At 70.9% G+C, this 25,945-nt stretch carries 30 protein-coding genes and 1 pseudogene; all 31 read right to left on the bottom strand.

Annotation, left to right across the window (positions count from 1 at the left end; all coding sequences use genetic code 11):
• Nucleotides 1–84: 84 nt before the first annotated feature.
• On the bottom strand, nt 85–387 hold the full coding sequence (locus BKD26_RS09330) for a hypothetical protein (RefSeq protein ID WP_084897342.1): 303 nt from the start codon (nt 385–387) through the stop codon (nt 85–87).
• A gap of 58 nt (nt 388–445) precedes the next feature.
• The gene (locus tag BKD26_RS09335; protein WP_084897343.1) at nt 446–1,075 is read right to left on the bottom strand and encodes a hypothetical protein; all 630 of its coding nucleotides are present in this window, start codon (nt 1,073–1,075) and stop codon (nt 446–448) included.
• Between the two features lie 307 nt (nt 1,076–1,382).
• Nucleotides 1,383–2,012: a hypothetical protein gene (locus tag BKD26_RS09340; protein WP_084897344.1), complete on the bottom strand. Its 630-nt coding sequence runs from the start codon at nt 2,010–2,012 to the stop codon at nt 1,383–1,385.
• The gene (locus BKD26_RS09345) at nt 2,009–2,836 is read right to left on the bottom strand and encodes a phosphoadenosine phosphosulfate reductase family protein (RefSeq protein ID WP_084897345.1); all 828 of its coding nucleotides are present in this window, start codon (nt 2,834–2,836) and stop codon (nt 2,009–2,011) included. Before BKD26_RS09345 ends, BKD26_RS09340 begins: the two co-directional genes overlap by 4 nt.
• Nucleotides 2,833–3,333 carry a hypothetical protein gene (locus BKD26_RS09350; RefSeq protein WP_084897346.1) on the bottom strand — a complete coding sequence of 167 codons (501 nt, stop codon included), beginning with the start codon at nt 3,331–3,333 and terminating at the stop codon, nt 2,833–2,835. The genes BKD26_RS09345 and BKD26_RS09350 overlap by 4 nt, the downstream gene beginning before the upstream one ends.
• Nucleotides 3,334–3,392: 59 nt before the next feature.
• Complete coding sequence (locus BKD26_RS09355) at nt 3,393–3,734, bottom strand: HU family DNA-binding protein (RefSeq protein WP_179166480.1); 342 nt, start codon at nt 3,732–3,734, stop codon at nt 3,393–3,395.
• A 160-nt stretch (nt 3,735–3,894) separates the two neighbouring features.
• Nucleotides 3,895–4,704, bottom strand: coding sequence for a hypothetical protein (locus BKD26_RS09360; protein WP_084897348.1), 810 nt, complete (start codon nt 4,702–4,704; stop codon nt 3,895–3,897).
• Between the two features lie 33 nt (nt 4,705–4,737).
• Nucleotides 4,738–5,148 carry a hypothetical protein gene (locus tag BKD26_RS09365; RefSeq protein WP_084897349.1) on the bottom strand — a complete coding sequence of 137 codons (411 nt, stop codon included), beginning with the start codon at nt 5,146–5,148 and terminating at the stop codon, nt 4,738–4,740.
• Nucleotides 5,149–5,167: 19 nt separating this feature from the next.
• Nucleotides 5,168–5,899: a hypothetical protein gene (locus BKD26_RS09370; protein WP_084897350.1), complete on the bottom strand. Its 732-nt coding sequence runs from the start codon at nt 5,897–5,899 to the stop codon at nt 5,168–5,170.
• Between the two features lie 33 nt (nt 5,900–5,932).
• Nucleotides 5,933–7,423: a DNA cytosine methyltransferase gene (locus BKD26_RS09375; RefSeq protein ID WP_084897406.1), complete on the bottom strand. Its 1,491-nt coding sequence runs from the start codon at nt 7,421–7,423 to the stop codon at nt 5,933–5,935.
• Nucleotides 7,424–7,632: 209 nt separating this feature from the next.
• Nucleotides 7,633–8,256, bottom strand: coding sequence for a hypothetical protein (locus BKD26_RS09380; RefSeq protein WP_084897351.1), 624 nt, complete (start codon nt 8,254–8,256; stop codon nt 7,633–7,635).
• Nucleotides 8,257–8,345: 89 nt separating this feature from the next.
• A complete protein-coding gene (locus BKD26_RS09385) occupies nt 8,346–8,624 on the bottom strand; it encodes a hypothetical protein (RefSeq protein WP_084897352.1) in 279 nt (92 codons plus the stop codon).
• Nucleotides 8,625–8,716: 92 nt separating this feature from the next.
• On the bottom strand, nt 8,717–9,613 hold the full coding sequence (locus BKD26_RS09390) for a helix-turn-helix domain-containing protein (RefSeq protein WP_143662631.1): 897 nt from the start codon (nt 9,611–9,613) through the stop codon (nt 8,717–8,719).
• A gap of 100 nt (nt 9,614–9,713) precedes the next feature.
• Nucleotides 9,714–10,847 (bottom strand): PD-(D/E)XK nuclease family protein, encoded by a 1,134-nt coding sequence (locus tag BKD26_RS09395; RefSeq protein ID WP_084897407.1) that lies wholly within the window; start codon nt 10,845–10,847, stop codon nt 9,714–9,716.
• 73 nt (nt 10,848–10,920) lie between these two features.
• Nucleotides 10,921–11,928, bottom strand: a complete 1,008-nt coding sequence (gene bet / locus BKD26_RS09400) for a phage recombination protein Bet (protein ID WP_084897354.1) — start codon at nt 11,926–11,928, stop codon at nt 10,921–10,923.
• 27 nt (nt 11,929–11,955) lie between these two features.
• Nucleotides 11,956–12,300 (bottom strand): hypothetical protein, encoded by a 345-nt coding sequence (locus tag BKD26_RS09405; RefSeq protein ID WP_107417801.1) that lies wholly within the window; start codon nt 12,298–12,300, stop codon nt 11,956–11,958.
• A gap of 108 nt (nt 12,301–12,408) precedes the next feature.
• Entirely contained in the window at nt 12,409–12,612 is a 204-nt protein-coding gene (locus tag BKD26_RS09410; RefSeq protein ID WP_084897355.1) for a hypothetical protein, read from the bottom strand.
• A gap of 90 nt (nt 12,613–12,702) precedes the next feature.
• On the bottom strand, nt 12,703–13,275 hold the full coding sequence (locus tag BKD26_RS09415; RefSeq protein WP_084897356.1) for a hypothetical protein: 573 nt from the start codon (nt 13,273–13,275) through the stop codon (nt 12,703–12,705).
• 155 nt (nt 13,276–13,430) lie between these two features.
• Nucleotides 13,431–13,880: a tyrosine-type recombinase/integrase gene (locus BKD26_RS09420; protein WP_084897357.1), complete on the bottom strand. Its 450-nt coding sequence runs from the start codon at nt 13,878–13,880 to the stop codon at nt 13,431–13,433.
• Nucleotides 13,881–13,962: 82 nt separating this feature from the next.
• Nucleotides 13,963–14,208, bottom strand: a complete 246-nt coding sequence (locus BKD26_RS09425; protein WP_084897358.1) for a hypothetical protein — start codon at nt 14,206–14,208, stop codon at nt 13,963–13,965.
• A gap of 330 nt (nt 14,209–14,538) precedes the next feature.
• Nucleotides 14,539–15,456: pseudogene (locus BKD26_RS09430) on the bottom strand (peptidoglycan-binding protein); the annotation flags it as partial.
• 148 nt (nt 15,457–15,604) lie between these two features.
• Entirely contained in the window at nt 15,605–16,042 is a 438-nt protein-coding gene (locus BKD26_RS09435; RefSeq protein ID WP_084897360.1) for a hypothetical protein, read from the bottom strand.
• Nucleotides 16,043–17,152, bottom strand: a complete 1,110-nt coding sequence (locus tag BKD26_RS09440) for a hypothetical protein (RefSeq protein WP_143662632.1) — start codon at nt 17,150–17,152, stop codon at nt 16,043–16,045.
• Entirely contained in the window at nt 17,149–18,075 is a 927-nt protein-coding gene (locus BKD26_RS09445; protein ID WP_084897362.1) for a hypothetical protein, read from the bottom strand. The genes BKD26_RS09440 and BKD26_RS09445 overlap by 4 nt, the downstream gene beginning before the upstream one ends.
• A 13-nt stretch (nt 18,076–18,088) precedes the next feature.
• Nucleotides 18,089–19,045, bottom strand: a complete 957-nt coding sequence (locus tag BKD26_RS09450) for a phage tail domain-containing protein (protein WP_084897363.1) — start codon at nt 19,043–19,045, stop codon at nt 18,089–18,091.
• Nucleotides 19,045–23,313: a phage tail tape measure protein gene (locus BKD26_RS09455; protein WP_084897364.1), complete on the bottom strand. Its 4,269-nt coding sequence runs from the start codon at nt 23,311–23,313 to the stop codon at nt 19,045–19,047. The genes BKD26_RS09450 and BKD26_RS09455 overlap by 1 nt, the downstream gene beginning before the upstream one ends.
• Nucleotides 23,314–23,346: 33 nt before the next feature.
• Entirely contained in the window at nt 23,347–23,745 is a 399-nt protein-coding gene (locus BKD26_RS09460) for a hypothetical protein (RefSeq protein ID WP_084897365.1), read from the bottom strand.
• Nucleotides 23,688–24,242, bottom strand: coding sequence for a hypothetical protein (locus BKD26_RS09465; protein WP_084897366.1), 555 nt, complete (start codon nt 24,240–24,242; stop codon nt 23,688–23,690). The genes BKD26_RS09460 and BKD26_RS09465 overlap by 58 nt, the downstream gene beginning before the upstream one ends.
• 2 nt (nt 24,243–24,244) lie before the next feature.
• Nucleotides 24,245–24,880, bottom strand: a complete 636-nt coding sequence (locus BKD26_RS09470; RefSeq protein WP_084897367.1) for a hypothetical protein — start codon at nt 24,878–24,880, stop codon at nt 24,245–24,247.
• A 131-nt stretch (nt 24,881–25,011) separates the two neighbouring features.
• The gene (locus tag BKD26_RS09475; protein ID WP_143662633.1) at nt 25,012–25,455 is read right to left on the bottom strand and encodes a hypothetical protein; all 444 of its coding nucleotides are present in this window, start codon (nt 25,453–25,455) and stop codon (nt 25,012–25,014) included.
• Nucleotides 25,452–25,880: an HK97 gp10 family phage protein gene (locus BKD26_RS09480; RefSeq protein WP_084897369.1), complete on the bottom strand. Its 429-nt coding sequence runs from the start codon at nt 25,878–25,880 to the stop codon at nt 25,452–25,454. The genes BKD26_RS09475 and BKD26_RS09480 overlap by 4 nt, the downstream gene beginning before the upstream one ends.
• Nucleotides 25,881–25,945 lie beyond the last annotated feature (65 nt).

Raw genomic sequence — 25,945 nt, forward strand, 5'->3', positions numbered from 1 at the left:
GCGTAATCCTTTCTGCGGGCGCGCATGGGGCCGCCCCGGTGCGCAAGGCGCGGCCGGGGCGGCGTGTGGGTGGTGAGGGCTGGATCAGTGGGTCTGCTGGAGATCGCGGAGGGTGGCGAAGATGCCGCGGACCTCGACGTCGTAGGCGGCGGCGGGGTACCCGGCCTGGCGCAGGCCGTTGATGAGGAACATCAGGGCTGCCTCGTCGGCGTCCATGTCGCTGATGAGCTGGTCGAAGCTGGTGTCGCGCAGCTCGTCGGGGCGGTGCTCGTAGCCGATGCGCAGGGTCTTCTCGATCTCGTCGATGGTGGCGGCGGTCTGCTTGTCGGTGAGGCCGAGCAGGGCGGACCAGGAGGCCAGGGTTGCGTCGTCAACGGGGAGCTTCATGGGCTGATGCCTTTCTGGGGGGTGCCCGGCCGCACGGTGGCGGCCGGGCGCGGGCGGGTCAGGAGGTGTGGAAGGGGTCGTCGCGGTGGTCGGGGTGGCAGGCGGCGTACAGGCCACCGGGGAGGCGTTCGGTGATGACGCCCCATCCGGCCCAGCGCATGACGGCGAGGTAGCCGAGGTCTCCGCCCGCGAATCCGGTGCGGCCCTTGGCGCCGGGGTCGGGTGCGATGAACACCCAGCCGGGCAGTTCTCCGGTGTCATCGGGCACGACCTGGAAGCCGGGGCGGAGCTCGTGGACGCCGTCGGTGTGGATGGGCGGGAGTCCGGCGGTGGTGAGGATGCGCACGGCCTCTTGGACGTACCGGTCGCCGTGGCACTCGGGCAGGGTGCCGACGCCGGTGTGGATGGGGCGCTGGTACGCGGTGAGTCCGGCGCTGGCCTTGTAGATGTCCATGAGGAGCTGGGCGTCGTCGCGGCGGCCGGCGTGGCGCATGGCCAGGTTCGCGACGATGACGATGGAGTGCCGGTCCTGGGTGAACAGGCGGCGGAACTGGTCGAGGGTCATGCCGGTGGTGACCTGGATGCGGGCGAAGGTGTGTGAGGCGAGGCGAGCGGCGTGTGCGACGTGTTCGGGGTCGAGCCCTATCTGTTGGGCGAGGTGCTGAATTCCGGGCGAGTAGTCGGTCATGTTGGTCTCCAAGAGGACGCTTGCGCGTATGGGTGCGCCCCCGGCGGTTGACCGGGGGCGCGGGGTGTGTCCTGGGGGTTGGTGGTGCTCAGCGGCGGCGGCCACCGCATCCGGCGTAACCACAGCCGCCGCAGAAGCCGCCGCTGTTGCACTCGCAGCCGCATCCGCCGTGGTTGTGGGTTTCCATTTCCAATTCCCCTTCCGCTTCGGGTATTTCCCGAATTCGTTACTTATATCTTAATGGCAAATACCCCAGAAGCAAGGTATGCCCAACCGAATGAGAATTGATTTTCCTCAATTCAATTCCCTAATTCGCGGCTGCGGGAATGAGGTCGGGCCAGCGAACGGCCTCCAGCGCCCGCCGGTGGGTATCGGGCACCGGCACCGTCGGGTAGCCGAGCCAGTCGAGCCCCATCGCCGCGAGGATCGTGGCGTCGGCCTGGTCATAGCGGCCGGGCCCCTCACACTCGACGCCGTACCGCTCGACCGCCACCGAGCGCACCATCCCTTTGGCGACCCGGGCCCGGTCCTTGCGCGGCCACTCCTGGGCGGGGTTCGCCCGGCCGGTCGCGTAGATCGTGCGTCCGTGCGGGGTCACGACGGCGTACGGGATGCGGTTGCGCCACAGATACTGGGTGACCAGCCACCACAGCCCCGCCAACTCGTGATGCCCGGCCTGACCGCCCTGGGCGTACGCGGCGCCCTCGACCACCACCAGGTCCGCGCCGTCCTTCACGCTCAACGCGATGGCCGCCAGCAGCCAGTCCAGCCGCTCGTGGCTGCGGCGCCGTCCGGGCCGGTAGGCGTACGCCCAGTCCGCACCGGCAACGCCGGTCGAGGTCAGCGCCAGGTCAAGGCCGACGACGCGCGGCTGCCACTCCCCCTTCTCCTGCACGCTGGGCAGGGTCACCGGGGCGCTCTGGAGCTCGGCGGTCACGCGGCACCTCCCGCCCGCCGGATGACCTCGGCCATCGACAGCTCCCGCCGGAACGGGACGCCCAACTCCTCCTCCAGGTCGGCGTACTCGCGCGCCAGCTCGGGCCGGAGCCCGGCCGCACACGTCAGGTCCGGAGCAGAGGCGAGGACGCACAGGCTGCACGAGAGCCGGGACATGCCGGCGTCGTACGCCCAGTGGTAGGGCAGACCGCGGTCCCGGATGCGCTGCCACACCTCGGCGGTGCTCCAGCGCAGCACCGGGTACCACTGGGTCACCGTGCGGCGCCCGTTGCTGGCCCGGTGATCGACTTCGACGGCGGGCCGCCGGGCGCGGGCGCGGGACTCCTCCGCCCGGAACCCCATGACGTGCACGATGCGCGCTGGGCGGCCGGAGACGCCGAGGGTGTTCACCTGCTCGGTCATGAACCGGCGTGCCACGCCCCTCTTCTCCGAGGTGCAGAACCGGGTCATGAGGTGCGGGAACTGGCCGCGCGCCCGGATGCGGTGGAACAGGGACGGCCACTTCGCCATACGGCGGACCTCGAAAGGAAGTCCGTAGTGGGCGGCCTGGCGCCGTGCCAGATCCACGGTGCCCGGCCACTCCACGCTGTGGCCGCGCGGAGTGCGGCCAAGGTCGATATGCAGGACCACCATGCGGTCGCGGACCCCGGCCTCGTCGCCCAGGCGTACGGCCTCGTCCATGGCCACGATGCTGTCCTTGCCGCCGCTGTTGCTGATCACGATGCGATCGGCGGAGACGAGGTCGGGTACGGGGTCCGGGCCGTGGACGGTGCGGGCGCTGACCAGTTCAATCTGGCTGCTCATCGGCCGTCCCTGCGGGTCGCCTCGCGGTGCTTGGTGATCAGCCGCTCGGCCTCGGCCATGGCAGGGTCCTTGTGGCGGTCGAGCCACTCACCGTCGTAGCTGCCGACCGGGCCCCACAGGTACCAGCCGGTGTCGTGGTAGCCGTCTTTCGGGTTTCGGCGGCGGTGGCCCAGCTCCCACCACCCGTCGCGCCAGCGCCACAGGCGCTTCGCGTCCACGTCGCGCACCCAGCCGGCACGCTCGGCATGGGCCTGGAGGCGGGCGACGTCGGTGCGCAGCATCGCTGCTTCGGCGGCGGCGTCCAGGTCACGCGGGGCGGTGCGCTCGGCGCCGCCCGTCTGGCAGGCGGGTATGCCGGGACGCAGGCCGAGCTGCTGCACGGCTTCGTCCCGCTGGCGGGCGACACGGCGCAGCAGGCTTGCCGCGCCACGTATGCCCCGCTCCTCCAGCCAGTTCGCGGTGGCGTCGATCTCGACTCCCACGGAACGGTCGTTCATCGGTAGCTCCTTCGGTGGGGCCGCCCGGCTCGCGCCGGGCGGCCCTGATGTGCGGGGGGTTACGGGCGGGCGGCCTTGGGGGTCTTCGGGTCCTTCTGGATGCAGTTGCCGGACTCCGGCATCGCGCGGCGGCCTGCGACGAGGTCCTTGAACCGGGCGCCCGCGCGGAACTTCACGACGCGGCTCGCGCCGACGTGCATGGGCTCCCCCGTCTGCGGGTTGCGCGCGGCGCGGGCCGGGCGCTCCTCGGGGGTGAGGCTGCCGAAGCCGGTGACGGAGAAGACGTCACCGGCCACGACGGCGCGGACGATCGCGTCGAGCGTGGTCTCCACGGCGAGGGTCGCCTGAGCGCGGTCGCCGGTCGCGTCGGCCACGACCTTGATGAGCTGGGCCTTGTTCACTGGGCATTCCTTTCGGATCTCTGGCTGTGCCGCAGGAGTTGAGGGGCGGGCGCGCCACGCGGCGGGCAGGGGCCTGAGCCCGAAGCCGGGGTCCGCGTCGCGGTCGCACAACGCAGCACGGGAGTGCGCTACATAGTTCATGAATGTCATCTACCTTTGGTCAGTCGGGAAGCCTGATGAGGAACTTCCCGACCGCGAGCACCTGGGAGATGGGCAGCGTGACGGCCGCGTAGTCGGCGCAGACCAACGTCGGCTCCTCGCCGCGGCCGGGCCGGGCAGACACGACCCACACCGTTCGCGTGCAGTCCGCGTACCGTGCCCCGACCTCGAGGAAGGTCCCGGCGAAGAGGAATCGTCGGGTGCGCAGGGAGGAGGACCACCCTTCGCCCGGTGTCGGGCCGTCCCAGGTGTGCGGGGTCTGGAGGCCGAGGAAGTCGGGCCCGGCGGTCACCAGCGTCCCCACGGGCCCCAGGGAGCGGAACTCGATCGCCTCGCCGTCCTCGCCGGCGTTCCCCCACAGTGCGAGGTCGTCGGCGTTGAGCTGCACGGGGCGGCCGACGGCCAGGGGGTGGTCGCGGGCATCGAGCACGAGGCGCAGCAGTGCGCGCCAGGGCAGGCGGCCGACGTGGGAGGCGGCGGGGACCGTGATCTGCGCGGGGCCTTCGGTGAAGCGGAGCTGCTGGTGGCCGCCGCTGGTGACGTGCTCGACGGTGACGGTCTCGGAGGATTCCAGCCAGCCGCGCAGCGCGGCGGCGTCGTCGTAGTCGACGGGGGCCGTCCACACGTCGCCTGTGACGGCAGTGCGGGCGACGGCGAGCGTCCGGTCGCTGCATGCGACGGCGTGGAGGTGACCGGGGGTGCAGTCGAGGATCAGGGGGTCGAGGTCGCCTGTGTCGTCGTCCGCCCGGAAGCGGTGCGGGGCAACTCGGTCGAGGATGGCCGCCAGATCGCGGGCCTTGATGGTGAACATGCTCTTTCTCCGCAGGAGTTGTAGGGGTGGTGATCAGGTGCCAGAGGCGCGCTTGCGGGCCCGGCGGGCCTGCTGGGCGAGCCGTCCGGCTTCCCGGCACAGGGAGCAAGCGCGCTCCCCGCGGCGGTTGTGGGCACGGGCCCCGGCTTCGGTGCCATGGGTGATCGGGCGCCGCCCGCGCTCACGCAGCTCGGCGGGCCGTGCGTCCTCGCAGGTCGCAAGGACCTGCCCGTTCCTCCAGAGCCGCCCGCCGCATACGCCGTCGAACAGGCTCGCGCTCGGCATGACCAGGTCGATGCACTGCGCTCGGAACGGGCACCCGTGGCAGGCGGCGAGGAGGGCGAGGACCAGCGGCTTTGTCGGGGCTTCGGCCGCCGTCTCCTCGGACGTGAAGCGGAAGTCCCCGGCGCAGGGGGCCCGGGCGACCCACCCGTTGCCGCTCATCTGCTCCTCCTCCCGTGTCCTAGGCGGTCGGCGGCAACGGCATCAGGCGCACCTGATCGCTGGTGCTGACGCCGTACGGGTGGACGTAGTCGCCGGGCAGGGGCATCAGGTGCCGGTCGGCCAGGACCGGAAGCGCGAGCAGCTGGCCGAGGAGCCGGGTGAGGGCGGTGTCGCAGGTGGACGACCAGCGCGGGCGGGGCGTGCGCACGGGGGTGCCGTCGTCGGCGACGCCTTCGAGGATCTCGATGACCCGCCCGGCGGCCCGGCCGTCGACGATGAGCGCGGTCGCCTCCGGATGGTGCTCGTGTACCAGCTCGGCCACGCGGGCAGCCCGGTCGGCCGGGGGCAGCTCCAGCAGCCAGGAGTTGCCGTCGGCGGCCGAGTTGCGGTGAACCGATGCCCACGCCGGGGAGGAGTAGGGGGCGAGCGCGGTCTGTACGTCGGACTCGATCTGGTCCGCGATGTAGTCGAGCGGGTGCTCGTCCTCGTCCCCGCCGCGGTTGTCCCACGGTTGGGGGCACGTCCCCAGCGGACTGGGCTGCGCGCCCAGCACGCCGTGCAGGTCGAGGGTGCGGGAGTTGTAGTAGGCGAAGGTCACGTAGACCGCCTCCGGGCAGGCGGCTCGGATCTTCGCGCTGATGTGATCGAGCACCGCGAGGCTGTACGCCTTGTCGATGCGCAGGCGCTCGGCCTCCAGTTCCTCGCGCTGCTGGGCGAGGATGGCCACCTGGTCGTGTGCTGCCGGTGTCATGGCAGGGGTATCCCTTCTTCTTCGGGGGTGGGGTCAGGCAAGGACGGGCTTGAGGCGTTCGCCCAGCCAGCGGGCGACGTTGACGCTCACCGCGTTGCCGGCCTGCTGGGTCTGGGCGGCCTTGGTGCCGACGACCTGATACGTCTCGGGGAACCGCTGGGCCGACAGCTGCTCCCGGGGCTGGAGCATCCGGAAGTAGCAGTCCTCGATGGCGGGCGCGCTGCGCACGATCGCCGCGGAGTCGCGGGTCGAGAGGGTGCGCAGGGGATCGCCCGCGGTCTTCGGCGCGGCCTTGCGGTACGGGATCACCAGCGTGTTGCGGGCGCGGGTGCGGACGTTTCCGTCGGGTACGACCAGGCCGTGGTGGCGGGCCGTGGCGATGGTGCTCAGTGGGGCGTCGATCGGCGCGGCGTCGCAGTTGTTGCGGAACTCCACGATGAACGGGTCCACCGTGACGAGGGCTTCGCTCTCGCGGGTGGTGCGGGTGCGCATCGGCTCGGCGGCCGAGGAGGCGGTGTCGTTCCACGAGCCGCCGACCGGTACGAGCAGGGCTTCGCCGAGCTTGGCCGTGCGGGTGGGCAGCGGCCGGGTGTGCGGGGCGAAGGCCCGGTCTGTGCCGTCCTTGCCGTGGGTGAGGGTGACGACGGACGGGTCGTACGGGAACTTCGCCAGCCCGGCTTCGATGCGGCGCATCGTGTTGGGCACCAGTGGGCGGGTGCGGTCCCCGATGCGCTGGCCGATGTCGTCCCACATGATCACGTCGGAGGCGGGGCGCACGTACGGCTCCACCAGCGCGTGACCGCAGCGGCTGTTCGGGCACCGGTAGTCGTACTGCTGCTGGTACTTGCCGACCTTCACCCGCGCATCGCGCCAGCTCTGGCGCGCCTTGACGTCCCGCCCGCACTCGAAGCAGTACGCCAGCGGCCGCGGCGCGAGATCCGGGCGCCGAATCCCAGCGAGGGTGAAGACCAGGTACACGCGGTCGCGCCACTGCGGGGCGTACGGGTTGGTTTCCGACCCGATGTGCGCGGAGGACACGGAGACGATCTGGACGCGGTAGCCGAGCTTTTTCATGGCGCGGATCCACTCGGGGAACAGCAGCCAGTCGGTGATGAACTCGACGACGTTCTCCACGACGACGCAGGGGAACCGTTTCGCCTCAGCCGCGCGCAGCACGCACCACGCGGTCACGCGGGTCATCTCGAACGCCTCGGGAGGCAGTTCGCGCCACTGCTCCTCTTCTTCGAACAGGGCGTCCTGCGCGGGGTCGGGGCGCTTCTTCCCGCCGGCGGGGCTGACCTCGGTGCAGATGACCGAGGCCCACATCACGAGGGCCTTCGGGAGCCAGCGCATGGGGTAGTTCTGGATGTCGGCGCAGCGCGCCGCCGCGTTCGGGTGGTTGAGGCCGAAGGTGTCGACGGCGGTCTGCCAGTGGTTGATGCCGAGGATGGGGTCGAAACCGGCTTCCAGCAGGCCGGTGGCGTCTCCGCCCGCTCCGCAGAGCAGGTGGATGGATCGGGGCACGGTGATGGTCTCCAAGAGGCGGGGCCGCCCGGCCCGGTTCGCGGGCCGGGCGGCCGTGGTCAGGACTGGTCGGAGGCGCGTAACGCGCGGTGGTGTCGGCTGTCCTCGACGCCGAGGGCGGTGAACCCCAGCAGGCCGAGGGCGCACGCGATCAGCAGCCAGATCACCGGTCCGCGCCCCCGGTGGGGCGCGGTGCGCGGCGCGGCCGGTCAGTCATTGCTGCGGGTGACGCGGACGGTGGTGATGTGTCCGGCGCTCTCGAACAGCGCCAGCGGGTAGCCGTCCCGTTCGGGCCGCTGCCAGACGCGGCGGTAGCCCTCGTGGTCGGTGAGCCGCTGCGACCACTCCGAGAACCGGGCGGTGGCGCTCGCCGGGCCCTCGATCCCGGCGGTCGAGTTGTGGTTCGCGCCGTACGGCGCGGTGTGCGTGGCCGACACGATCAGCCGGGGCGCGCGGCTAGGAACGTCGAGGCCGTCGATGCGGGCCATCAGCGGGATGAGGCTGTTGCCGTGGTGGCGCTGGGGGCCGTTGTGGGTGGAGTCGTACAGGACGGTGTGCCTGCCCGTGTTCTCCGCCTCCTGGCGGACGGCGGTCCAGCCGTTCACCTCGCCGGGGTCGGCGGGCAGGCTGTGCTCGGAGGCGATGATCAGTTCTGTGCCGTCCCGCAGGTCGGCGCGGACGTAGAACTCGCCGCCCCCGGAGGTCTCGATGTCGGTGACCCAGCCCGCGTAGCGCAGGGGGGTGATGACGTGGCTGTAGCCGTGGAACAGCCGTTGCCACAGCGGGTCGCTGGTGCGGTTGTGATCGGGCAGAGCCGCGATGGTGGTGGTCATGTGCTGGTCTCCAAGAGGGTGTGCACGGCGGGCAAATGAAAAGCACGCCTGCCGTAGAAAAATGTCACCTATCTCAGGCGACGCGGGTGTCAGACGGTGGGCAGTTCACTGCGGGCGAGGATCTGCACCGACCACATCCGGCCGCCGCGAGTGACGACGCAGCCGATCGCGCGCCCCTCGTGGGGCAGGACGAAGCCGCTGCCGCCTTCTTCCTCGCTCAGGTCGCTGACGAGTTCGCGGACGCCGTGTTCGGCGCACTCGGCCGAGCAGTACAGGTGGCCGCCGAGGCGCGGGGCGACCGGTGAGCCGTGGATCACTTCGGCGACCACGACGTAGGCGTCGGAGGCCGGGGTGAGTGCGTCGGTCAAGGTGTTCTCCAAGAGTTGGCGAGTTCGGCCAGTTCCGAACTCTTGCTTATATCTTAATGGCGTACACCGGGGCGTCAATGTTGCTGATCTTGCTAACGCCTTTGCTGTCGCCGGGCGTTGGCGGCCTGCTCGCGTCCCATGCGGGCCAGGTCGTACACCCGCTGACGGGCCATCTCCACAGCCTGTGGGTCCGTCTCGGCCATACGGCGCTCCCGCTCGGCGAAGAACTCGCGTAGCCACTCCTGCTGACTGCGGTGCTCACGGTCGGCAGCGTCGCGCCGCGCCTCCTCACGCCCGGCACGCGGGTTTGTGCCGCAGCCCCGGCAGCTCGCCACCGGCTCGGCGTGCCTCGGGCAGCCCGCCCCCTGCCGCGCCCCCGGCTCCCCCGCGGTGTCAGCCGTGGGGGTAGGGGGGTTAGGAAGAGAAGAGGAAGAAGGTGGAAGAGAAGGGGTTTCCCCAGGGGAACCCGCCCGGTTTCCCTGCGGCAACCCACTGGGTTTCCCCGCGGCAACCCTGCCCGGAGCCGGATCAGGGTTCCCCTGGGGCAACCCTGCCTCCGGAGTGGCCTCAGCAGCGGCCCTCGCCTCTTCCCTCGCGGCGACGTCCTGCTGTGTACGGGCTGCCGCCGACGGCTTCCGTCGCGGGGACTTCCGGGCCAGCCGGGGGTTCTTCGGGGCACGCTGCGCCGCACGGCGCCGCTCGATCAGCTCCTCCGTGGATGGGATGGGCGGCACACCGTGCGGGAACACCCGGTACTCGGCTCGCAGGCCAACCCGGCCGACCGTGACCCGCTCGACCAGGCCGAGCCCGACGAGCTGAGTCACCACCGTGATGACCTGCTTCTCCCCCACGCCGGCCCAGGCCATCATCCGTTCCAGACCCGGCCGAGCCAGCCGCGTCTGGTCGTCGGCCGAGTCAGCGATCTTCATGAGCACCGCTTTCTGCGTCTGGTTGATCACCTCCTTCGGCAGATAGGCGGCCACCACCATCAGTTGGATGCTCACCGGCACCTCTCCGTGTTCCGTCTGGTTCCCGCCGCGCTGGGGCAGGGGCGGAGCACGTCGGCCCCGCCCCCGCCCGGTGGCGCGATCAGGGCTTCTTGCTGGCGGTGACGTTGATGCTCACCGCGGTTCGCCGGTCGTGGTCGAGGCGGGTGGGCACGGGGATGCCCACCTCCTTCAGCGTCGCCTTCATGGCTGCGGCGTCCGGCGCCATCGGCACTTCCAGCCCTGCGCGGCGGTACAGCGCGACCATCGCCTCGACGTCATCGACCTTGGTCGGGTTACCGCCGCTCCACTTCAGGACGTTGTCGCCGTAGACGCCGGGTTCGGAGCCTTCGAGCTGGGCGCGCAGGAACTTCTGCCGGTCCTTGAGCGGCTTGATCTGCTCGGAGACCTCGGCGTACTCGGCCAGCGCCTTCGCGCGTTCCTCGTCGTCGTGGATGAGCTGGCTCTGCGGAGAGCGCCCGGCGACGAGCGGCCCCCAGCACGCGGTACGGAACGGGCAGTGGTCGCAGATCGCGGAGATACCAGGCCCCTGGAAGGTGCGCGGCAGCTCCTCCGGGCAGGCAGCGGCCCGCACCTGCTGAACCCACCAGCGGGCACGGCGGGCGCGGTCGGCCTCGTAGGCGATCTCCTGAACGTGGTCGTCGCCCGAGTCGCGGTTGATGAACCTAAAGCGGATGCGAGCGACCGGCACCGGCCCGAGGTGGGCAAGCTGCCGCTGGCCCCGGACGCTGGCGAAACCTTCCGTGCCGAGCAGGTCGGCGTACAGGTACACCTGCCGCAGCTCGGCCTCGCTCGCGCCGTACCGCAGGACGCTGTCCCACTGGTACGTGCTCTTGGTCTTCACGTCCTCGACCGTCGTCTCCTCGGCCGGGAGCGTGGGGCGCAACCGCTTCGGGAGCCGTGCGGCGGTGGCGCTGTCGAGCTGGACGGCGTCGATGTGCCCCCGGAGGGTCTGGTCCTCGACGCGGCGCTCGACGAGCCAGCCGTACTCCTCACGGGCGGCCTCGAGTATCCCGGCGTGCAGCCAGGTCCCGAGGATCGCCTTGCGCTTCTCACCGACGTCAGTCGGGGTACGGCCGTGCAGGATGTACCCGGCCCGGCGTGCGCACACGGTGTCGCTGGCACCGAGCTTGGTCTGCTGGGAGCGGGGGCGGCGTGCGTCCGCCGCGTGAGCGGCGGGCCACAGGCTGACGGGCCGCTCCGGCGCGATGGCCATGGTGGTCACGGTGTTCTCCAAGAGGATGGGGTGCCGCCCGCCGACAGCGGGCGGCACCCGGTGTCGGCAGGGGTCAGGAGGCGCGGCGGGGCGCGGAGGTCCCCTTACGCGGGGTGCGCTTCGCCCGGGCCGGGGCCTCGTCGGACTCTGCGGCGGTGTCCGGCTTGGCCTCTGCGGCGGCCTTCTTCGCGCGTGCCCGCTTCCTCGGCGCGGGCTTGTCCGTGCTCTCGTCCTGGTCCCCGGCCTGGGAGTCCTCGGCGGACTCCTCCTTCGCGTCGCCGCCCTTGTCGTTACCGCCCTTGTCGTCGCCCGCTTCGAGCCCGGCGGCCTCGCGCAGGCGCCGGGTCGCCTCTTCCGCCTCGCGGACGACGGCTTCGGCGTCGGCACGCGCCATCTCCTCGTCCACGTACACGCCGGACAGGTCCTGCGGTGCGGCCATGCGCAGCGCGCCGGCCTCGGCGCACTTGCGGAGCATGTGGGCGGGCATCTGCTGCCACATCTTCGCCACGACGTACGCGCCCTGCTTACGGTCGTAGTACGTCGGGGCGAACTCGTCCCAGCGGGCGATGAACGGGAACCTGGCGTTGCCGCGCAGGACGGTGACCTTGACCGCGGCGGGGTACGCCTTCGACAGCCAGACCTCGTGGGCGTTGCCCTCGGAGTCGTAGTAGACGGTGTCCTCGTACGAGATGGACTCCCCGGCCTTGATAGCCGCGCGGTGGGCGACCGTGCGGAAGCCGTCGATACCGGTCTGGATGGTCCAGGTCTTCTCCGGCTCGTCGGGGTTGTCGGCGGCCTTCCAGTTGGTACGGCCGATCATGTAGATCTGCCGCGCGAACGGGTCGAGGCCGGACCGCACGCAGAAGTGGAAGAACAAGGCCAGTTGGGCACGCGGCGCCTGGGCGAGCCCGGGGCTGATCAGCGACAGGGCGGCCACCTGACGCGCGTCGAACTCCACTTGGTCGGCGCGCAGCACGACGGCGCTCTGGGAGACGCTGCGTTCGGGCAGCTTCTCGGGGCCGGTCGGCACCGGGACGGCCGACGCCGTGTCGCCGTCCTGCTGCTCGGTGGGTTGGTTCATTGGTCGTATCTCTCCAAGAGGGTTAGTTCACTCGGTCCGCAGGCTGCGGACCTCGAAGGCGCCCGCCCATTCGGGGTGGCGCTCGATCAGAAGCCGGACGTACCGGCTGCGGAAGTTGTTGTTGAGGCGGAACTCGTCGCCCTCGGTCGCCGTGACGTAGCGCCAGCGCAGGACCTCGAAGAGCATCCCGATGCCGACACGGCTCGCGCCGCGCTTCAGGTAGTCGGCAGTCAGGGCCTCCAACGCGCGCAGCACCCAGGGGTTGAGCTCGTGGAAGGTCTCGAACTGGGCCTGGATCGACGCCGGCTGGCCGTCCGGCTGCCTCACGGTGTGGATGACCAGGCCCGGTATCTCGTCCTGGACGGCTGCCATACCCACCCCCTGGTGACGTCTTTCAAGAATGTCACCTATCTTGCGGGTCGGCGGCCAGATGATCAACCCCACCGGCTACAGGCGCGACTTCACACACTCAGCCGCAGGTCAGGCGGACGCCCGCTCGGCCGCCTCCTCCATGCGCGCCTCACGAGCCTCGTTGGCTGTCGACGCGGCCCGCAGGGCGTCGATGGCAACGTTGGAGTCGGGGTGTTTGAGGACGTAGAGCGAGAGGGCCCCTTCGAGGACCAGAGCCTCACGGGCATCCATGACCGCGATCTCGCCGCCGTCCGGTGTGGCGGTGAACTGCACTGCTGCCTCCTTGGTGAACTGCGGACCCCCGTAACGGGGATTACTTATATCTTATTCGCAATTCGGGGCTAAGTACAGTGTTTGCGCAGGTCAGAGGTCCTTTCGGGCGTGACGGCCTCGGGTCAGTACGCGGCTGCCGGGCCCGTCGTAGGTGCCGTCGCGCAGAGCGGCGACGACCTCTTCGTCCACGTCCCAGGGCAGGCTCCGCGCGCTCTCGCGGAGCTTGGGGACGGCGTCGAGGACAGTGTCCAGCATCCAGAGCATCGACCCAGACAGCAGCCAGTCGGGCTCCGGGAACCGGCCTGTCGCGATGGTCGTCGCCAAGTTGCCCTGCGCGGGCAGGTGGAACAGCTCGATGATCTCCTGCTGACCGACGATCGGCGGCAGCTCGTCCCCCAGGTCCGGCTCCCAGCCCTCGCCCTGCTCCGCGATGATCCGTGCCTTCACGTCCAGGTCGACCTGGCGAAACCGCGCGGTGGTCGCTCCCCACCCGGCTGCGAAGCCGAGCGGCCAGTACCGCACCCCACTGACGATGATGGCGGTCTCCGGATCCAGCACGCTGCCGCGGCTCGGGGACAGCCACTGCGCGACCTGCTTCGGATCGACGCGGTACAGCGCGGCGAACTCCTGGTGCCCGACCAGATATGGCTTGCCCCGACTCATCCCCGTCCTCCGGTGTCTGCCCTGGATGCAGAGGGCAGCGTAGCCCTACGCGTTCGCCGGCGGGCGCGGCGGTCACTGCTATGGTGGCGGCGGTCTTTCTCCAAGAGGCCAAACGGCCCCCGCTTCGGCGGGGGCCGTGTGCGTTGCCGCGTGCTCTACGCGGTCTTGCCCTCGGGCTGGTCGGCGGTGGAGCTGAGCCGAGTCGAGCCCTGCTCCTTCCTCTGGCGCGTGAACCGCAGGGCGTGAATGGTGCGCCCGCCGGTCACCTCGCGGAAGGCGGTCGCCACCTCGCCCTTGGTCAGCCGCCGCCCTCCCAGGGTGAACAGCGGTCCGTCCGTGCGGGCCCCGATCAGCTCGCGCAGCGCGTTGGCCGCCGACACGGTGATCCCGGCCTCGTAGACGCCGCCTTCCTTCGCGTGCCGGATGATGACCAGGCGGTCATCCAGCTCCGCGTCCGGAACGTCGAACGCCAGAACCTCATCCAGCCGAACCTCCGACTCCCAGAGCAGTTGCCACACCGCGCGAACGGCGGCCGGGACCGCCGGGTTCGCGAGCGCGGTGTCCACCTCCAGGTCGGTGACGAGCAGGTGTGTCGTGTCCATCATGACCCCCAGGCCGCAGGAATAAGTGCGCCCTCACGCTATGCGCGCTGTCGGACAACACCGCTTGGCGGCAGGGGTGTTCGTCTCAGCCGCGGGCCAGGCTGAAGGCGGTGAGCACCACGGCGGTGATGCTGGCCAGTACGGCGACGGTCGGCAGCGGCCACCTAGTCTTCTCCAGGGTACTCACCCTTTCCTCCAGGTCCTCCAGGGCCTTGTCCGTTTGGTCGCTGCGCTGGACGAGCAGCGCCAACTGTCCGTCGATGCGCGCGAATCCGACCTCCAGCGCCTGGCGCAGCTCCGCCAGGGCGAGCGCGACCTGTCCTTCGGGCACGATCTCCTCCTTCCTCTCGCTGCCCGGTGGTCAGTGCTGGGGCGTGGCCGGGTCGCGCTTCATCGGCAGCCACGAGGCCGTTCCGGGCCTGCCCAGGACGGTGCCGAGGGTGGACTTCAACGCGCTGAGCGCGGCCGGTATCGCGGAGACCGCGGCGGCCTGCCACGCCGACAGGGACACCATGTCCGTCGTGCTGGAGGCTGCCATCAGGCCCAGCAGCGACTGGAGGTAGGTGGCAACGGTGCGCTCGGCAACATCGGCAAGGGCCTGCGGCATCGGGTCGTGCTCCTGGTTCGAGGTGGTGGGGGTCGGGTCAGCGGCACCGGCCTGGTGCGGGACGCGCAGGTCCGCCCAGGTCTGCGGGCCGGGAATGCCGTCAGCGTCGGCGCCGTGGTGGCCGCGCTTGATCTGGTAGGCCGCATACGAGCGGCGGTGCGCGTCGTTCCACACCGGGCCGGGCGGCGTGTCGTAGGAGTCACAGCCCTCGGCGATCAGCCGCTTCGCCATCGCGGCGATCACCGGGGAGGAGCGGCCCTCGCGGAAGAAGTGCTTGCCCGGGTACGCCGCGTACTTCGGTGTCGGCTTCGGGTCCGGCTTGGGCTTCGGCTTCGGGTCCGGCTTGGGCTTCGGCTTCGGGTCGGGCTTCGGCTTACCGGCGTCCCTGAGATGCCGGGCGACCCGGGCGCGGAAGTCGTCCATGTCGATGCCGCCCGGGTCCGGCTTCCCCGGCTGCCACTCCTTGTGGCCGATGACGGAGTGCTCGTTCCAGCTGTGCGCACGGCAGATGGCCGCCGCCGCCCGCGCCATCGCGTCGAGCTGGGCCGCCGGCCACGGCTGACTCCCGGTGTTGATGCACTCGAAGCCGTAGAAGTGCCGGTTGCCGTCGGTATCCGCTTCGTTGTCGCGCGGGAGGTCCGTCTTCTCCGCGATGACCGCGAGCAGGACGTCGGTGTCCCCCATGCCGGCGTGGTTGGTCCGGCCGTAGCCGACCAGGTGGATCGTCCCGGACCGGTCGATGACGCCATGGCACAGGGGGCCTGGGAGATCCTGGTAGCCGACGCGGCACAGCTCCACCATGTCCTTCTCGGAGCTGTACGGCCCGGTGTGGTGGATCATGACCCCGTTCGCGGGGCCCCAGTTGCCGTGGGTGTTCCGGTTGTGGGTGCGCCATGTGCCGTGCTCGACCACGCCGAGCCCGGCGCCCTTCAGCACGGACAGGAACCTGTCCGCGCTCAGCGGTGTAGCCACGCGCTTCGTCCTTCTCCCCTGCGCCGGATGGCAGTCGGCCGTGGCCGCCGCGGCGGTCCGGTCCCTCGGGAGTGCGAAGCGGGTGGAGGGTCACCCAGGCGTCATGCTACCGGCGGCACACCGGCCGGTAGCCGGGGCGCGCAGCCGGTCAGGTATCGGCGCGGTCGGTCCGGAACGATGTGCTGTCGAGGCTGATCCAGGACGCGCGGACGCTGCCGCCGCCCTGGACGCGCAGCCGCACCAGGCCCTTCGGGTCGATGTCGAGCTGGAGGCTGCGGCGTGCCGCGTCGGAGGGGACATCGACCGTGCGTGGTGCTTCCGGCCAGTACCCCTCGGGCAGCAGCGCGACCAGTTGCTCGTCGGCGGCCCGGCCGCTCGCCAGTCCGATACGGCCGCAGAATTCGGTCGTGTCCCAGGGGTTGGCGCGGAACTGCGGCGGCTGCTCCTCGTCGGGGACGGTGGTGTCGCCGGTCAGCGGAAGGTCGCGCCACTCCGGGTACGGCGCGCGGCGGGCGCGCTCCAGGGTGACGACCCGCTTCTCCAGCTTGGCCAGTCGGCGGCCGAGGTCGGCGATCGTGTCCGGCACCTACTGCTCCTCTCCTTCGCCCGTCTCGTCCTCGGGCTTGTTGGTGCGCTCCAGCTTCAACGTCACGCGCTCGGCCGTCTCGCCCTCGCCGGGCCGCACCGTCCAGCCGACGATCCGGCACCAGCCGTCGTACTCGGTGTGCGGCTCGAACAGGCGGATCCGAACGTCGTCCCCGATGCGCAACGCGTGGATCGGGGCCGCCGGGTGGTCGATGATCTCCAGCTCGGTCAGGGCGGGCAGGACCTGGCGGGCCAGCCGTTCGCGGCGGGCCCGCTGCTTCAGCTTCGCCTCGTCCTTCTCGCTCGTCTCCAGCCGGTGTTCCAGGCGCAGGCGGCCGTTGCGCACGCCGTCCACGACGACCTTGCGCTTCTTGCCTTCGCCTGCGCCGAGCCCGATGACCCACTGGGCGTAGGAGTCGGCGTCCTTGATGACGTGCGGGGTGCCGACCACGTTGGCGCCGGTGGTGAACGTCAGGTCCTCGCGGCGTCGGCCAAGGCGTGGCGCGCCGAGGATGATGCGGCGCTCGGCGCGGCGCCCGCGCCATGCCACGGTCTCCGACCACTCCAGGCCGTCATCGATCTCGGCCATCTCGTCCACGATCTCGCCGAGGTTGCGCGGGTCGGTCTTGGAGGTGGTGTACGGGTCCTTCGCGGTGCCGGTCTTCGCCTTCGACTTCGTGTCGTCCACGACCACGCCGAGGTCGCCGTCCGGCTGCGCCTGGGCGTAGGCCCACACATCGCGGATCACGTCGCACGGGTCCGCTTCGACGTACGGGCCGCGTCCGTCGAGGTTGCCGTGCAGATCGAAGCGGCGGTGAAGGTAGCTCGTGAACCCGGAGGCTTCGACGGGCAGGGTGTTGCCTTCCGGTTCGGCGCGCCACAGCAGCCCGCCCCAGTCGAGGCGGGCGTTGCGCTCGACGAGGAGCACGGTGTCGCCGGCGTCGAGGGCGTCACCAAGGGAGCGGCGGAACGCGGTCGGCAAGGTCGCCTTCATTGAGCCGGGCCCGGATATCTCCGGGCCGTATTCGACCTCGCTCAGCGGCAGGTTCCAGTGCAGAACGTCGCCGGTCGCGGCCCGCGCGACGATGTAGCGGTAGTCGGCCATCGTCACGCAGGCCCTTCCGTGAACGCGACATCGAGCGTGACCGTCGTGCCCTTGGCCACGGTCAGGTCGCCGTCGCCGTACTTGTCGTTCTGGTTGATCTCGACGGCCAGGTGCTGGCGGGTGCCCCGGTAGGCGGGCGGCAGGGCGAGCGTGTCGGCCAAGGTCACGGAGGAGCGGCGGGTGGTGGTGCCGTCGTCGTCCACAACGGTCGCCTTAGCGGCGCGCTCCCCGAGCCGGGTGCGCAGCTCTGCATAGACGGACCCCGCCTCGGCGCGCAGGCCAGAGAGGGTGACGACGATGGTGGCCGTCGTCGCCCAGGCCGGGACGTCGAGGTCCCACGCGGCTTCCTTGGGCCAGGCCGCCCACTGGCCGTGCTTGCCGGGCACCTTCTCCGTGGTGGTCGGGTGCACGGTGCGCAGCGTGCGCTCGGTGCGCGGGTTGGCCAGCCGCCGCAGGTCGGTGATCATCTCGGCGGTGATCGTCGCGGTGTTCCGGGGGATGGTGATGCGGGCCAGCGGGATCGCCGTCATCTCCCGTAGCGCGGTGGTGTCCTGGGAGCCGATGTTCTGGATGAGGTGGAAGTAGCCGATGTTCTGGCGTCGCGGGTCGCGGTCGCCTTCGAATTCCGGGTCCTCGATGCGCAGCACGAGCAGGTCGGTGCGGGCAACGGGCCCGGTCGGCGGCACGTCGACCACGGTGTCGCCGATGTTGGACTGTGTGTAGGCCCCTTGCCACGGCCGGGCGCCGTGGATCAGGGTGGAGCCGTCGCCAACCCGAACACCGGGGCCGGGAGTCTCCAGCGGCCGGACCTTCAGGTCCTCGCTCCCGGCGACGCCCTGCCGGCCGCGGGCAAGGTCGCGGATCATCAGGCGCATCGCGCGGGCGGAGTGGTCGGCCCCGCGCACCATCATCGGGGGTTGCAGCGTCACGAGTGCTCTCCGTTCACAGGGTGGTGTACGCCGACCGCCACGCCACCTCGAGGCGCGCGGTGCCGGACGGGTCGTTCGCGCTCCACGCGATCTCGGACCGTCCGGGCGGCAGGGTGAACAGGTCGAGACGGGATGCGGGGCTGAGGTCGTTGGCCACGTTGACGGTGCCGTTGCGCAGGGCCCAGCAGGTGCCGGGCCGGGTCTCCATCTCCACCCACTCGCCGTCGCGCAGCGACAGGTCGAGTTCGAGGACGCGGCGGGTGACGGTGTTCCAGATGCGTGGGTCGGTGACTGGGCCGTGCACGCGCAGGCTCGCGTAGGTCGGCACGTCACCGTGGTTGGTGACCCAGCCGGGGCGGTCGTCGGCCGGGTGATGGTGCGGGTCGGCCGGGCGGCGGCAGGCGGCGGGTCGGCCCATTGCCTCATCGACGGTGCGGTCCGAGCTGCGGGGGCGGGCGGCCTGGTCCAGGCCGAGCGTCAGCTTCGACAGCTCGTCGTCGTACCAGCGGGGGTTGTCCAGGCCGACAAATTCGATGTCGAGGGGTATCCACCCGTGCACCGCGTTGGCTGTGCTGGTCGCCTCCATACGCCGAAGTCGCCCGTACATGCGGCGCGTTGCATGCCCGGGCCACCGGCCCCGCAGAACGTGACGGCCGTCGGGATTGGTACGGGCGTCGGGGGTGTCCAGGGCCCGCTCCAGCCGGGCGAGGATCTCGGCGGCCTTCACCGGGTCGCCGGGCGTCTTGATGCCCGCCTCGAAACGCAGAGGGCGCGGACCGTAGAAGTCTCGGCCCGGTGAGGTGCCGTCGCTGTTGGAGTTGTCGGCGTCCTGCGGCCGGGTGCCGGGTGACCCGAGCCCTTCGACGTTCCCGACCGGTACGTAGCTGCCGGTGCCAAGGACGACACCGCCGATCTCGTACTGCCAGGGGGCCAGTTCGGGGCGGCTGTGCTTGTTCGGTGCTGTGGTCATCACACTCTCCCGCCCCGCTGCGCGTTGCGCAGGGTGCGCATCATCTCGTTGCCGATCTGCTCGGGGGTGGCGGAGCTGTCGGTTACGGTGACCGGCATCGAGCCGATCAGCGGCTGCTGCTCGCGCACGACGACGACCTGGACCCGCCCGCCGGCGCGGGCGTCCACCACACGGGTGCGGGCGCGGTCGCTGCCGGTGCGGATGTCGAAGGAGCGCACGACGCCCGCCATGGCCGCGACGCTGCGGGCCTGCTTGAAGCTGCTGGCGAGCATCGGGTTGTAGTCGCGGCTGCTGCGGCCTCGTACGCCGCCATTGGCGTACCACTCGACCTGGCCACCGAACCGGTCGACCACGGTCTCCACGATCGCCTTGCTGCGGTCGCGCTTCGAGGCGGCCATGGGCACGTACGCCTCCCCGCCGGTCTCGGGCTCACCCCATATGCGCCAGCTCCCGGCCGGGGCGATCTGCGCGACGTGCTGCTCGCGGCGGCGGGGACCGGTGATCCCGCCGTCGGCGAAGTAGTCGACGACTCCGCCGTCGGCCTGCTTCTTGGCAGCGCGGGCCTGGGCGTCGGCCTGCTGCTGGATGGCGTCGGCGATGGAGGCGTTCGACTCGCGAAGCTGGTCGAAGATCGTCACGTGGCGCGTGGTGACGGTCACCTCTTTGCCGCGCAGCGCGTTGATGCGGCCCTGGATCGTGTCGGCCGCCTTGGTCGGGCCCCCGGTGGGAACCGTGACCTTCACGTCCTTGGAGCCGGGGATCTTCTCGATGCGGAAGCCGAGCGACTCCAGCTCCTTGCGGGCGCCCGCGGTCGGCGCGCTGACCCGGACGCTCTTCGCGCCGGGCGTCGCCCGGATCTTCGCCTGCACGGCCTCAAGGCTCTTGATCGCCGCGGCGGTCGGCGCCGACACCTTCACGTTCTTCGAGCTCGGGGTCTGCCCGAGCTTGTCGATCAGCACGTCCAGGTTCTTGCGAGCGCCCGCTGTCGGCGCGGTGATCTTGATCTGCCGCGTGCCCGGCACCGTCTTGACGGTGAAGCCGAGGCTGCGCAGCTTCTTCTGCGCGCCGTCGCTCAGCGAGTCAACCTTGATCGTCTTCTGCTTCGGCAGCCTGTGGAACTCGGCCTGCACCGCGATCAGGTTCGCCAGCGTGCTGTCCATGCCCTTGGTCTGGAGCAGCAGGCTGACCTTCGACGGCAGCAGGCCGAGGCTGTCGGCGACGCCCTCGGCCTGGGCCTTGGTCAGCCCATAGCCACGGGCCGCCTTGATCGCCTCGGCCCGCGCCCGGCTCATCTCCCCGCGGGCCTTCGCCAGCGCCGCGGGCAGCGACTCACCGTTGCGGATGGCCAGGTCGTACGTCGCCAGCGAGGCATCGGCCGCCGCGTCGGACAGGGCGGTGAGCTGGGTGTAGAGCTGCTGCCCGTTCCTCGTCGTGGTGTTGAGGGTCTTGTCCTGGTTGACCAGTTGCCTGCCGCCGTAGCCCTGCTCGCGGTTGACGTTCTTGCCCCCCTCCTTCAGGTCGAGGACGGCGGAGTTGACCTTCGCCTTCGCCGCCTGGAGAGAGATCTGGCCGCCCGACAGCAGGTCGAGGGCGCTCTTGAGGGAGCGGGTGCGGGTGTCGGCGTCGGCCGTCTCGTCCGCCAGCCCGCCGACGGCGGCCTTGAGCCGGTCGTAGGCGGAGGTGCCGTCCCCAGCGCCCCGGGCCGCCTTCGCCAGTTCCTTAGCGTTCTTGACCGACTCGGCCATCTCGCCCTTGACGCTGCCGAGGGCGTCTGCGGCGTCCTTGTACTGCTGGCCGACGTCCGAGTAGACCTGCTTGGTTGCCTTGCCGCCCGCCACGTCCTTCCACACCTTGTGCTTGTCGGCGGTCGCCTGCAGCTGCTTTTGCAGCGCCTCCAGCGAGTTGCCCTGCCCCAGATAGGCGTCCGTGAGCGACGCGAGCGGCACGCCGGCCTGCTCCATAACCTTGGTGAGCTGGCCTTGTTCGGTCTTCGTGTCCAACAGGGCCTGGGCCGCCTGCTGGCGGACGTTGCTGTCGATCTGTCCCCCGGACTCACGCAGCGCGGACGTCAGCGAGGAGATTCGCTGCTGATGTTCGGCGGCGGCCTGCGCGGCCTTCTGCTGACGAGCGGCGAGGAGGCCCAGGCCGACGGAGACACCGGCCATGGCGATCCCGAATGGCCCGCCGAGCGCGTTGCTGACGCCGCTCACAGCGGAGCGCAGCCCCGAGCCCGCCGCACGGCCGATGCCGTTCAGCGTGCCCATGAACGTCACCCCGGCGCCGTTCGCGCTGCGGAACGCCGCCGTCATGTTGCCGAGGAAGCCGACCCGGGCCTGGACCGTGGCCCAAGCCGCGCCGTACCGGGACAGCGACACTCCGGCGGAGGCCGCGAGCGTCTGCTGGACCCGCATCTGCTGGGCGAAGCCCTGGAACCCGCTGCGGACAGGACCGGTGACCGTGTTTGCGACGCTGGTCAGGGACGGCTGGACACGGCGGAACAGCAGCATGGCCAGGGCGGCCGACTGGATCGGGCCGGGCAGGGCGCCGAAGGCGCTGACGAGACCGCCCACGATGTGCCCGATCGGCACGAGGACCAGGGACAGGCCCGAGACCGCGTCCATGGCCACGTTGGCGACGGTGGCGATGATGTCGAGCGTGCCGGCCGCTGCACCGCCTTCCTCGCCGAGGTCGGCCACGGCGGACACGATGGGCTCTGCCGCGTCGGCCGCGTTGTCCAGGACCTGGCCCAGGGTCTGGGCGGCGTTGATCAGCAGGTTCAAGCCGGTGGCCAGAGCGTCCTCGCCCAGCTCCTTTAGTGGCCCGACGAAACGTTTCGCCTCATCGACGAGGCCGCCAAGCCCCTCTTGGGTCTTGGCCTTTAGGTCCGGCCCGTACAGGACGGCGAGGTTGCGGCCGTACTCGAGCGCGGTGGTCAGGTACGGGGTCGCGCCGGACATCCCGCGGGTCAACAGCCGGGTAACCCACTCCAGCCCGGGGGCCATCCCCTCGTAGAGCGCGAGGCCGGTCTGCCGGGCCTGGGTGCGCAGCTGCACCATCGCGCCGGACAGGCCCTGGCCGCGCGAGGCGGTGATGGACGCGGCAGCGCCGGTCTGCCGTACGGCCATCGACAGGTCGTCGAAGGACTCGGTGCCCTGGTGCGCGAGCGCCACCGCACCACTGAGCGCCGGTTTCCCGAACGCCCTGGTGACGCCTGCCGCGAAGTCCTTCTGGGACAGGTCGTGTTCGGCCTTGGCCAGGCCGTCGATCACGACGCGCAGCCCGCGGAACTGCCCCTGGGCGTCCCAGGCGTCGATGCCCAGATCCTTGAGCGCGGTGCGCATCTTCGGGGTGGGCGCCGCGAGGTTCGCAAAGATCCCTCGCAGGCTAGTACCCGCTGTCTGCCCGAGGATGCCGGCCTTGCCGAGCATGCCGACCGCGGCTGCGGTGTCCTCCAGGGACACACCGAGGGCATTGGCGACCGGCCCGGCGTACCGCATCGAGTAGTAGATGTCGGTGATCGAGCCGGACGCCGAGTTTGCCGTGGCCGCCAGGGTGTCCGACGCCTTGGCCGCCTGATCAGCACCGAGGCCGTACTGATCCATGATGTCGCCCAAATACTTGGCCGACGTGGCGGCGTTGACGTCAGCCGCCGCCGCGAGCTGGAGCGAGGCGCGTACGGCGTCGATCGACTGATCGGCGCGGAAACCGGCCTTGCTCAACTCGACCATGCCCTCGGCCGCGTCGGCAGCGGTCGAGCCCGGCAGGCTCAGGTCGTTGCCGAGTTCCTGTGCGACGACGGCGGCGCGCTTCATCTGCGCGGCGGTGGCGCTGGTCACCGCGCGGAAGAGGTTCATCTGCCGCTGGTAGCGGTTGCCCTCCTCGACCATCTCTCCCGCGCCGAGCAGCAGGCTTCCGCCCGCGAGCATGTTGGTCGTGGAGATACCTCCTCTGCCCGCGCCGGCCATGGCGCGCTGGAGGCGGGACATGGAGCGGGCCCCGTCGTCCCCGGCTGCTCGAAGGCTGGCGCGGGCGGCCGAGGCACGGGCGGCGATTCGGTTCAGCTCGCCGACGGCCGCCCGGGAGGAACGATTCAGCGCGGCGAATTGCGCAGCGAGCCGCGCCCCGTTGGCGTCCAGCCGGGCCAGGGACCGGTTCGCGGCGTCGGTGCGGTCGCCCAGGGTCCGCATCTGGGCGGAGGCAGCACGGGTTCCCGCGATCAGGTCGCGGACCTCGGCGCGCATCGCGACCGTGAGGGTGAACCCGGCCACCGCGGCGGCCTCCTTACGTGGTGCGGGGGTGGATCAAGGGCGCGGCTCGTACTGCTCGCGCGGGAGGAGTTGGATCTTCACGCCGTAGCCGGACCGGTCCTGGGGGACGTGATCGCGTTCCTGCTCGATCAGCTCGCAGCCGGGGCAGCGCAGGGTGTCGGTGACGTAGGCGTGGGGGTCGCCGCCGCGTTCGCGGTCCCACTCCTCCAGCCGGGTGTGGCACTCCGGGCACACCGACCTCTGCCACTCCGCCCAGGCCAACGCCTTGGCCCGGTCGAGGTCGGACCAGCGGCCGTCGCCGCCGAGGAACTGCGAGTGCGGGATGCCGTACCGCTCGCACAGCTCCAGTTCGGCGCGCAGGCCGGCGTCACGGCTCAGCCTTTTCCCAGCTCGACCCGGCTCTCCTGCTGGATCTGCCAGGCGGCATCCCACAGCGCGTTGGCGTCCGGCGCCGACCAGCCGTTCAGCAGCTCCTCGGCCTCCTCACGGCTCATGCCGTCCACGGAGGCCGCCGCCACCAGCGCGGCGGGGAAGGTGTCGGCGTTGAAGATCGCCCCCTCCTCCGCCTGCTGCTCGGTGGGCGGGTGCTCGCTGATCAGCTCCTCCAGCACCGGGCGCGGCAACGCGCGGAAGGTCAGGAACTCCGAGGCGGCGTCGAGGGCCTGGAGGGCCTGGTCCCGCGCCGCATCCGCGTCGGTGGCCTGGCGCGCGGCCAGCTCGTCACCCGGGTTGGCCTCGGCGACGAACCGGGCACGGCGGGCGGCCTGCTCAGCCTCCTCGTACCGCTGGTGCAGTTGGGCGTCATCGCAGATGCGGAGCCGGTTCTGCGCCTTGCGCCTACGGCGGAGGCGCTCCATCTTGGCCGACCACGCCCCCTCCGCCGACGTGGCGGAGGGGGACGGGCGCTTGGCCTGTGCGGGGCGCGACACGATCAGCCCTCGTCGGCGTCGTGCTCGCGGACCGTCGCCTCGGTCTTGGTCTTCGTGGTGCTGACCACGGTCACGTCGACGTGGTCACCGTCGGGGTGGCCGTGCCCGTGGTCGTCGTCGCAGTCCTCGTCCGGCAGCGGACGGGGATGGGCCTGCGGCACGGGGCGGTCGAGGCACGGCTCGTTGGTGATGGTGAAGTCGACCTTGAACTTCGCGGCCTCGTTGCCGGTGCTGTAGGTCGCAGCACGGGTGGCGACCTGCACGGGGAACACGTCCACCGAGCGGGAGCCGGGCAGGTCTCCCTTGCGGAGCAGGATGACGTAGCCCTTCGCGCCCTTGGGGAGCTGCTGCTCGATCGCGTCGGAGAAGCGGTCCTCGTAGAAGGTCAGGCTGGAGTTCTCGGCCTTGTCGTTGCCCGGGATCGAGGAGTTGAAGGTCGAGCCCATGTCGGGGGTCTCGATGGGGTCGTTCTCCAGCGCCCAGCCTTCGATGTCCGAGACGGCGTCGGTCAGGGCGAAGGCGTTGGTGATCTCTCGGCGGCTGGGGTACTTCGGATCGTTGAGGTCCTTCACCCAGAGGATCTTGGAGATGCCGCGCCGCAGAAATCGGGTCTGGGTCTTCTTCGTGCTCGTGGACACCGGTCCGCTCCCACTTCTGGGGCAGCGTCCCGTGCCGAGGCCCTGCCCCTTGAGGTTCAAAGGGGGTTCGCCTGGCCTGGGGCCTAGCGTCCGCGCGGGCCTCCGCGGTGAGGATCAGAAGAATCGATTCTTCATGCTGGGGTCACGGTGATCGTGACCCGCTGCACGTAGGACACGATAGCGCCTGCCGCCGACACCGAGGGTTCTCCTCCGGCGTCGTAGGTCAACTCCCGGTCGATGACGCGCGCTTCGGGAACGTGCAGGTCGTGGGTCCAGCTTCCGTCGGTCCGGCCGATGACGCCGGCTCGTACGCGGTCGGCCAGCCACTCGACCTGATCGGCTCGTTCCCCGACCGAGGTGACCTGGTAGCTCCAGGCGGCATCGGCGTGCCAGTCCCACAGGGGCGGGCCTGCGAACTCGGCGGGCAGCGAGTCGAGGATGGTGTACGGGACAGGCGCGGGCTCCCAGCCGGACTTTCCCTGAACCCGCGGGAGTTCGCCCACACCGCACGGGCGGCCCGTGACGTGCTCCAGGAGGGCGGCGAGCGCGCGGGTCACCGGAAGACGAGCGGTCACGGCAGCACCCCGTCCGCCAAGGCCTGGATGAACCCAGGTTCGGTCTGCCGGAACGCGGGCTCGACGTGCGGGAACGGCGGCTGCCGGTAGTGCCGCCCGAGGCTGTCCACGCCGACGAAGCCGTACTCCAGCCGTCGCGCCTGCGGGGCGTCGGAGAACACCTCGGCGGTCACCTCGCCGCCGCCGGTGCGCATCCGCACGTCCCAGGAGGCGCGGTACTGCCCGGTGATCACGTTCGGCCCGGGCCTGCCGCTCGCGTTCCGCTGGATGCGAACCCGCAGCAGCATGGCGTGATGCCGTGTGATCGTCCGCGTGCGGGCGCGGGTGGCCGGGCCCATCCGGGCCAGCGCGGCGGCCAGCGCGATCGGATCACGAAACGCGGTCGCGTCCGGGTGGGCGTTGGGGTGTGGGTTCGCCGGTGCCATCAGTCGATCCTTAAGAATGTTGGCGGTCCGGGAGGACCGGGTGTGGCTGATCAGTCGATGCCGCT

The organism is Streptomyces sp. CB03238 (assembly GCF_002099185.1).
Classification (GTDB): Bacteria; Actinomycetota; Actinomycetes; order Streptomycetales; family Streptomycetaceae; genus Streptomyces.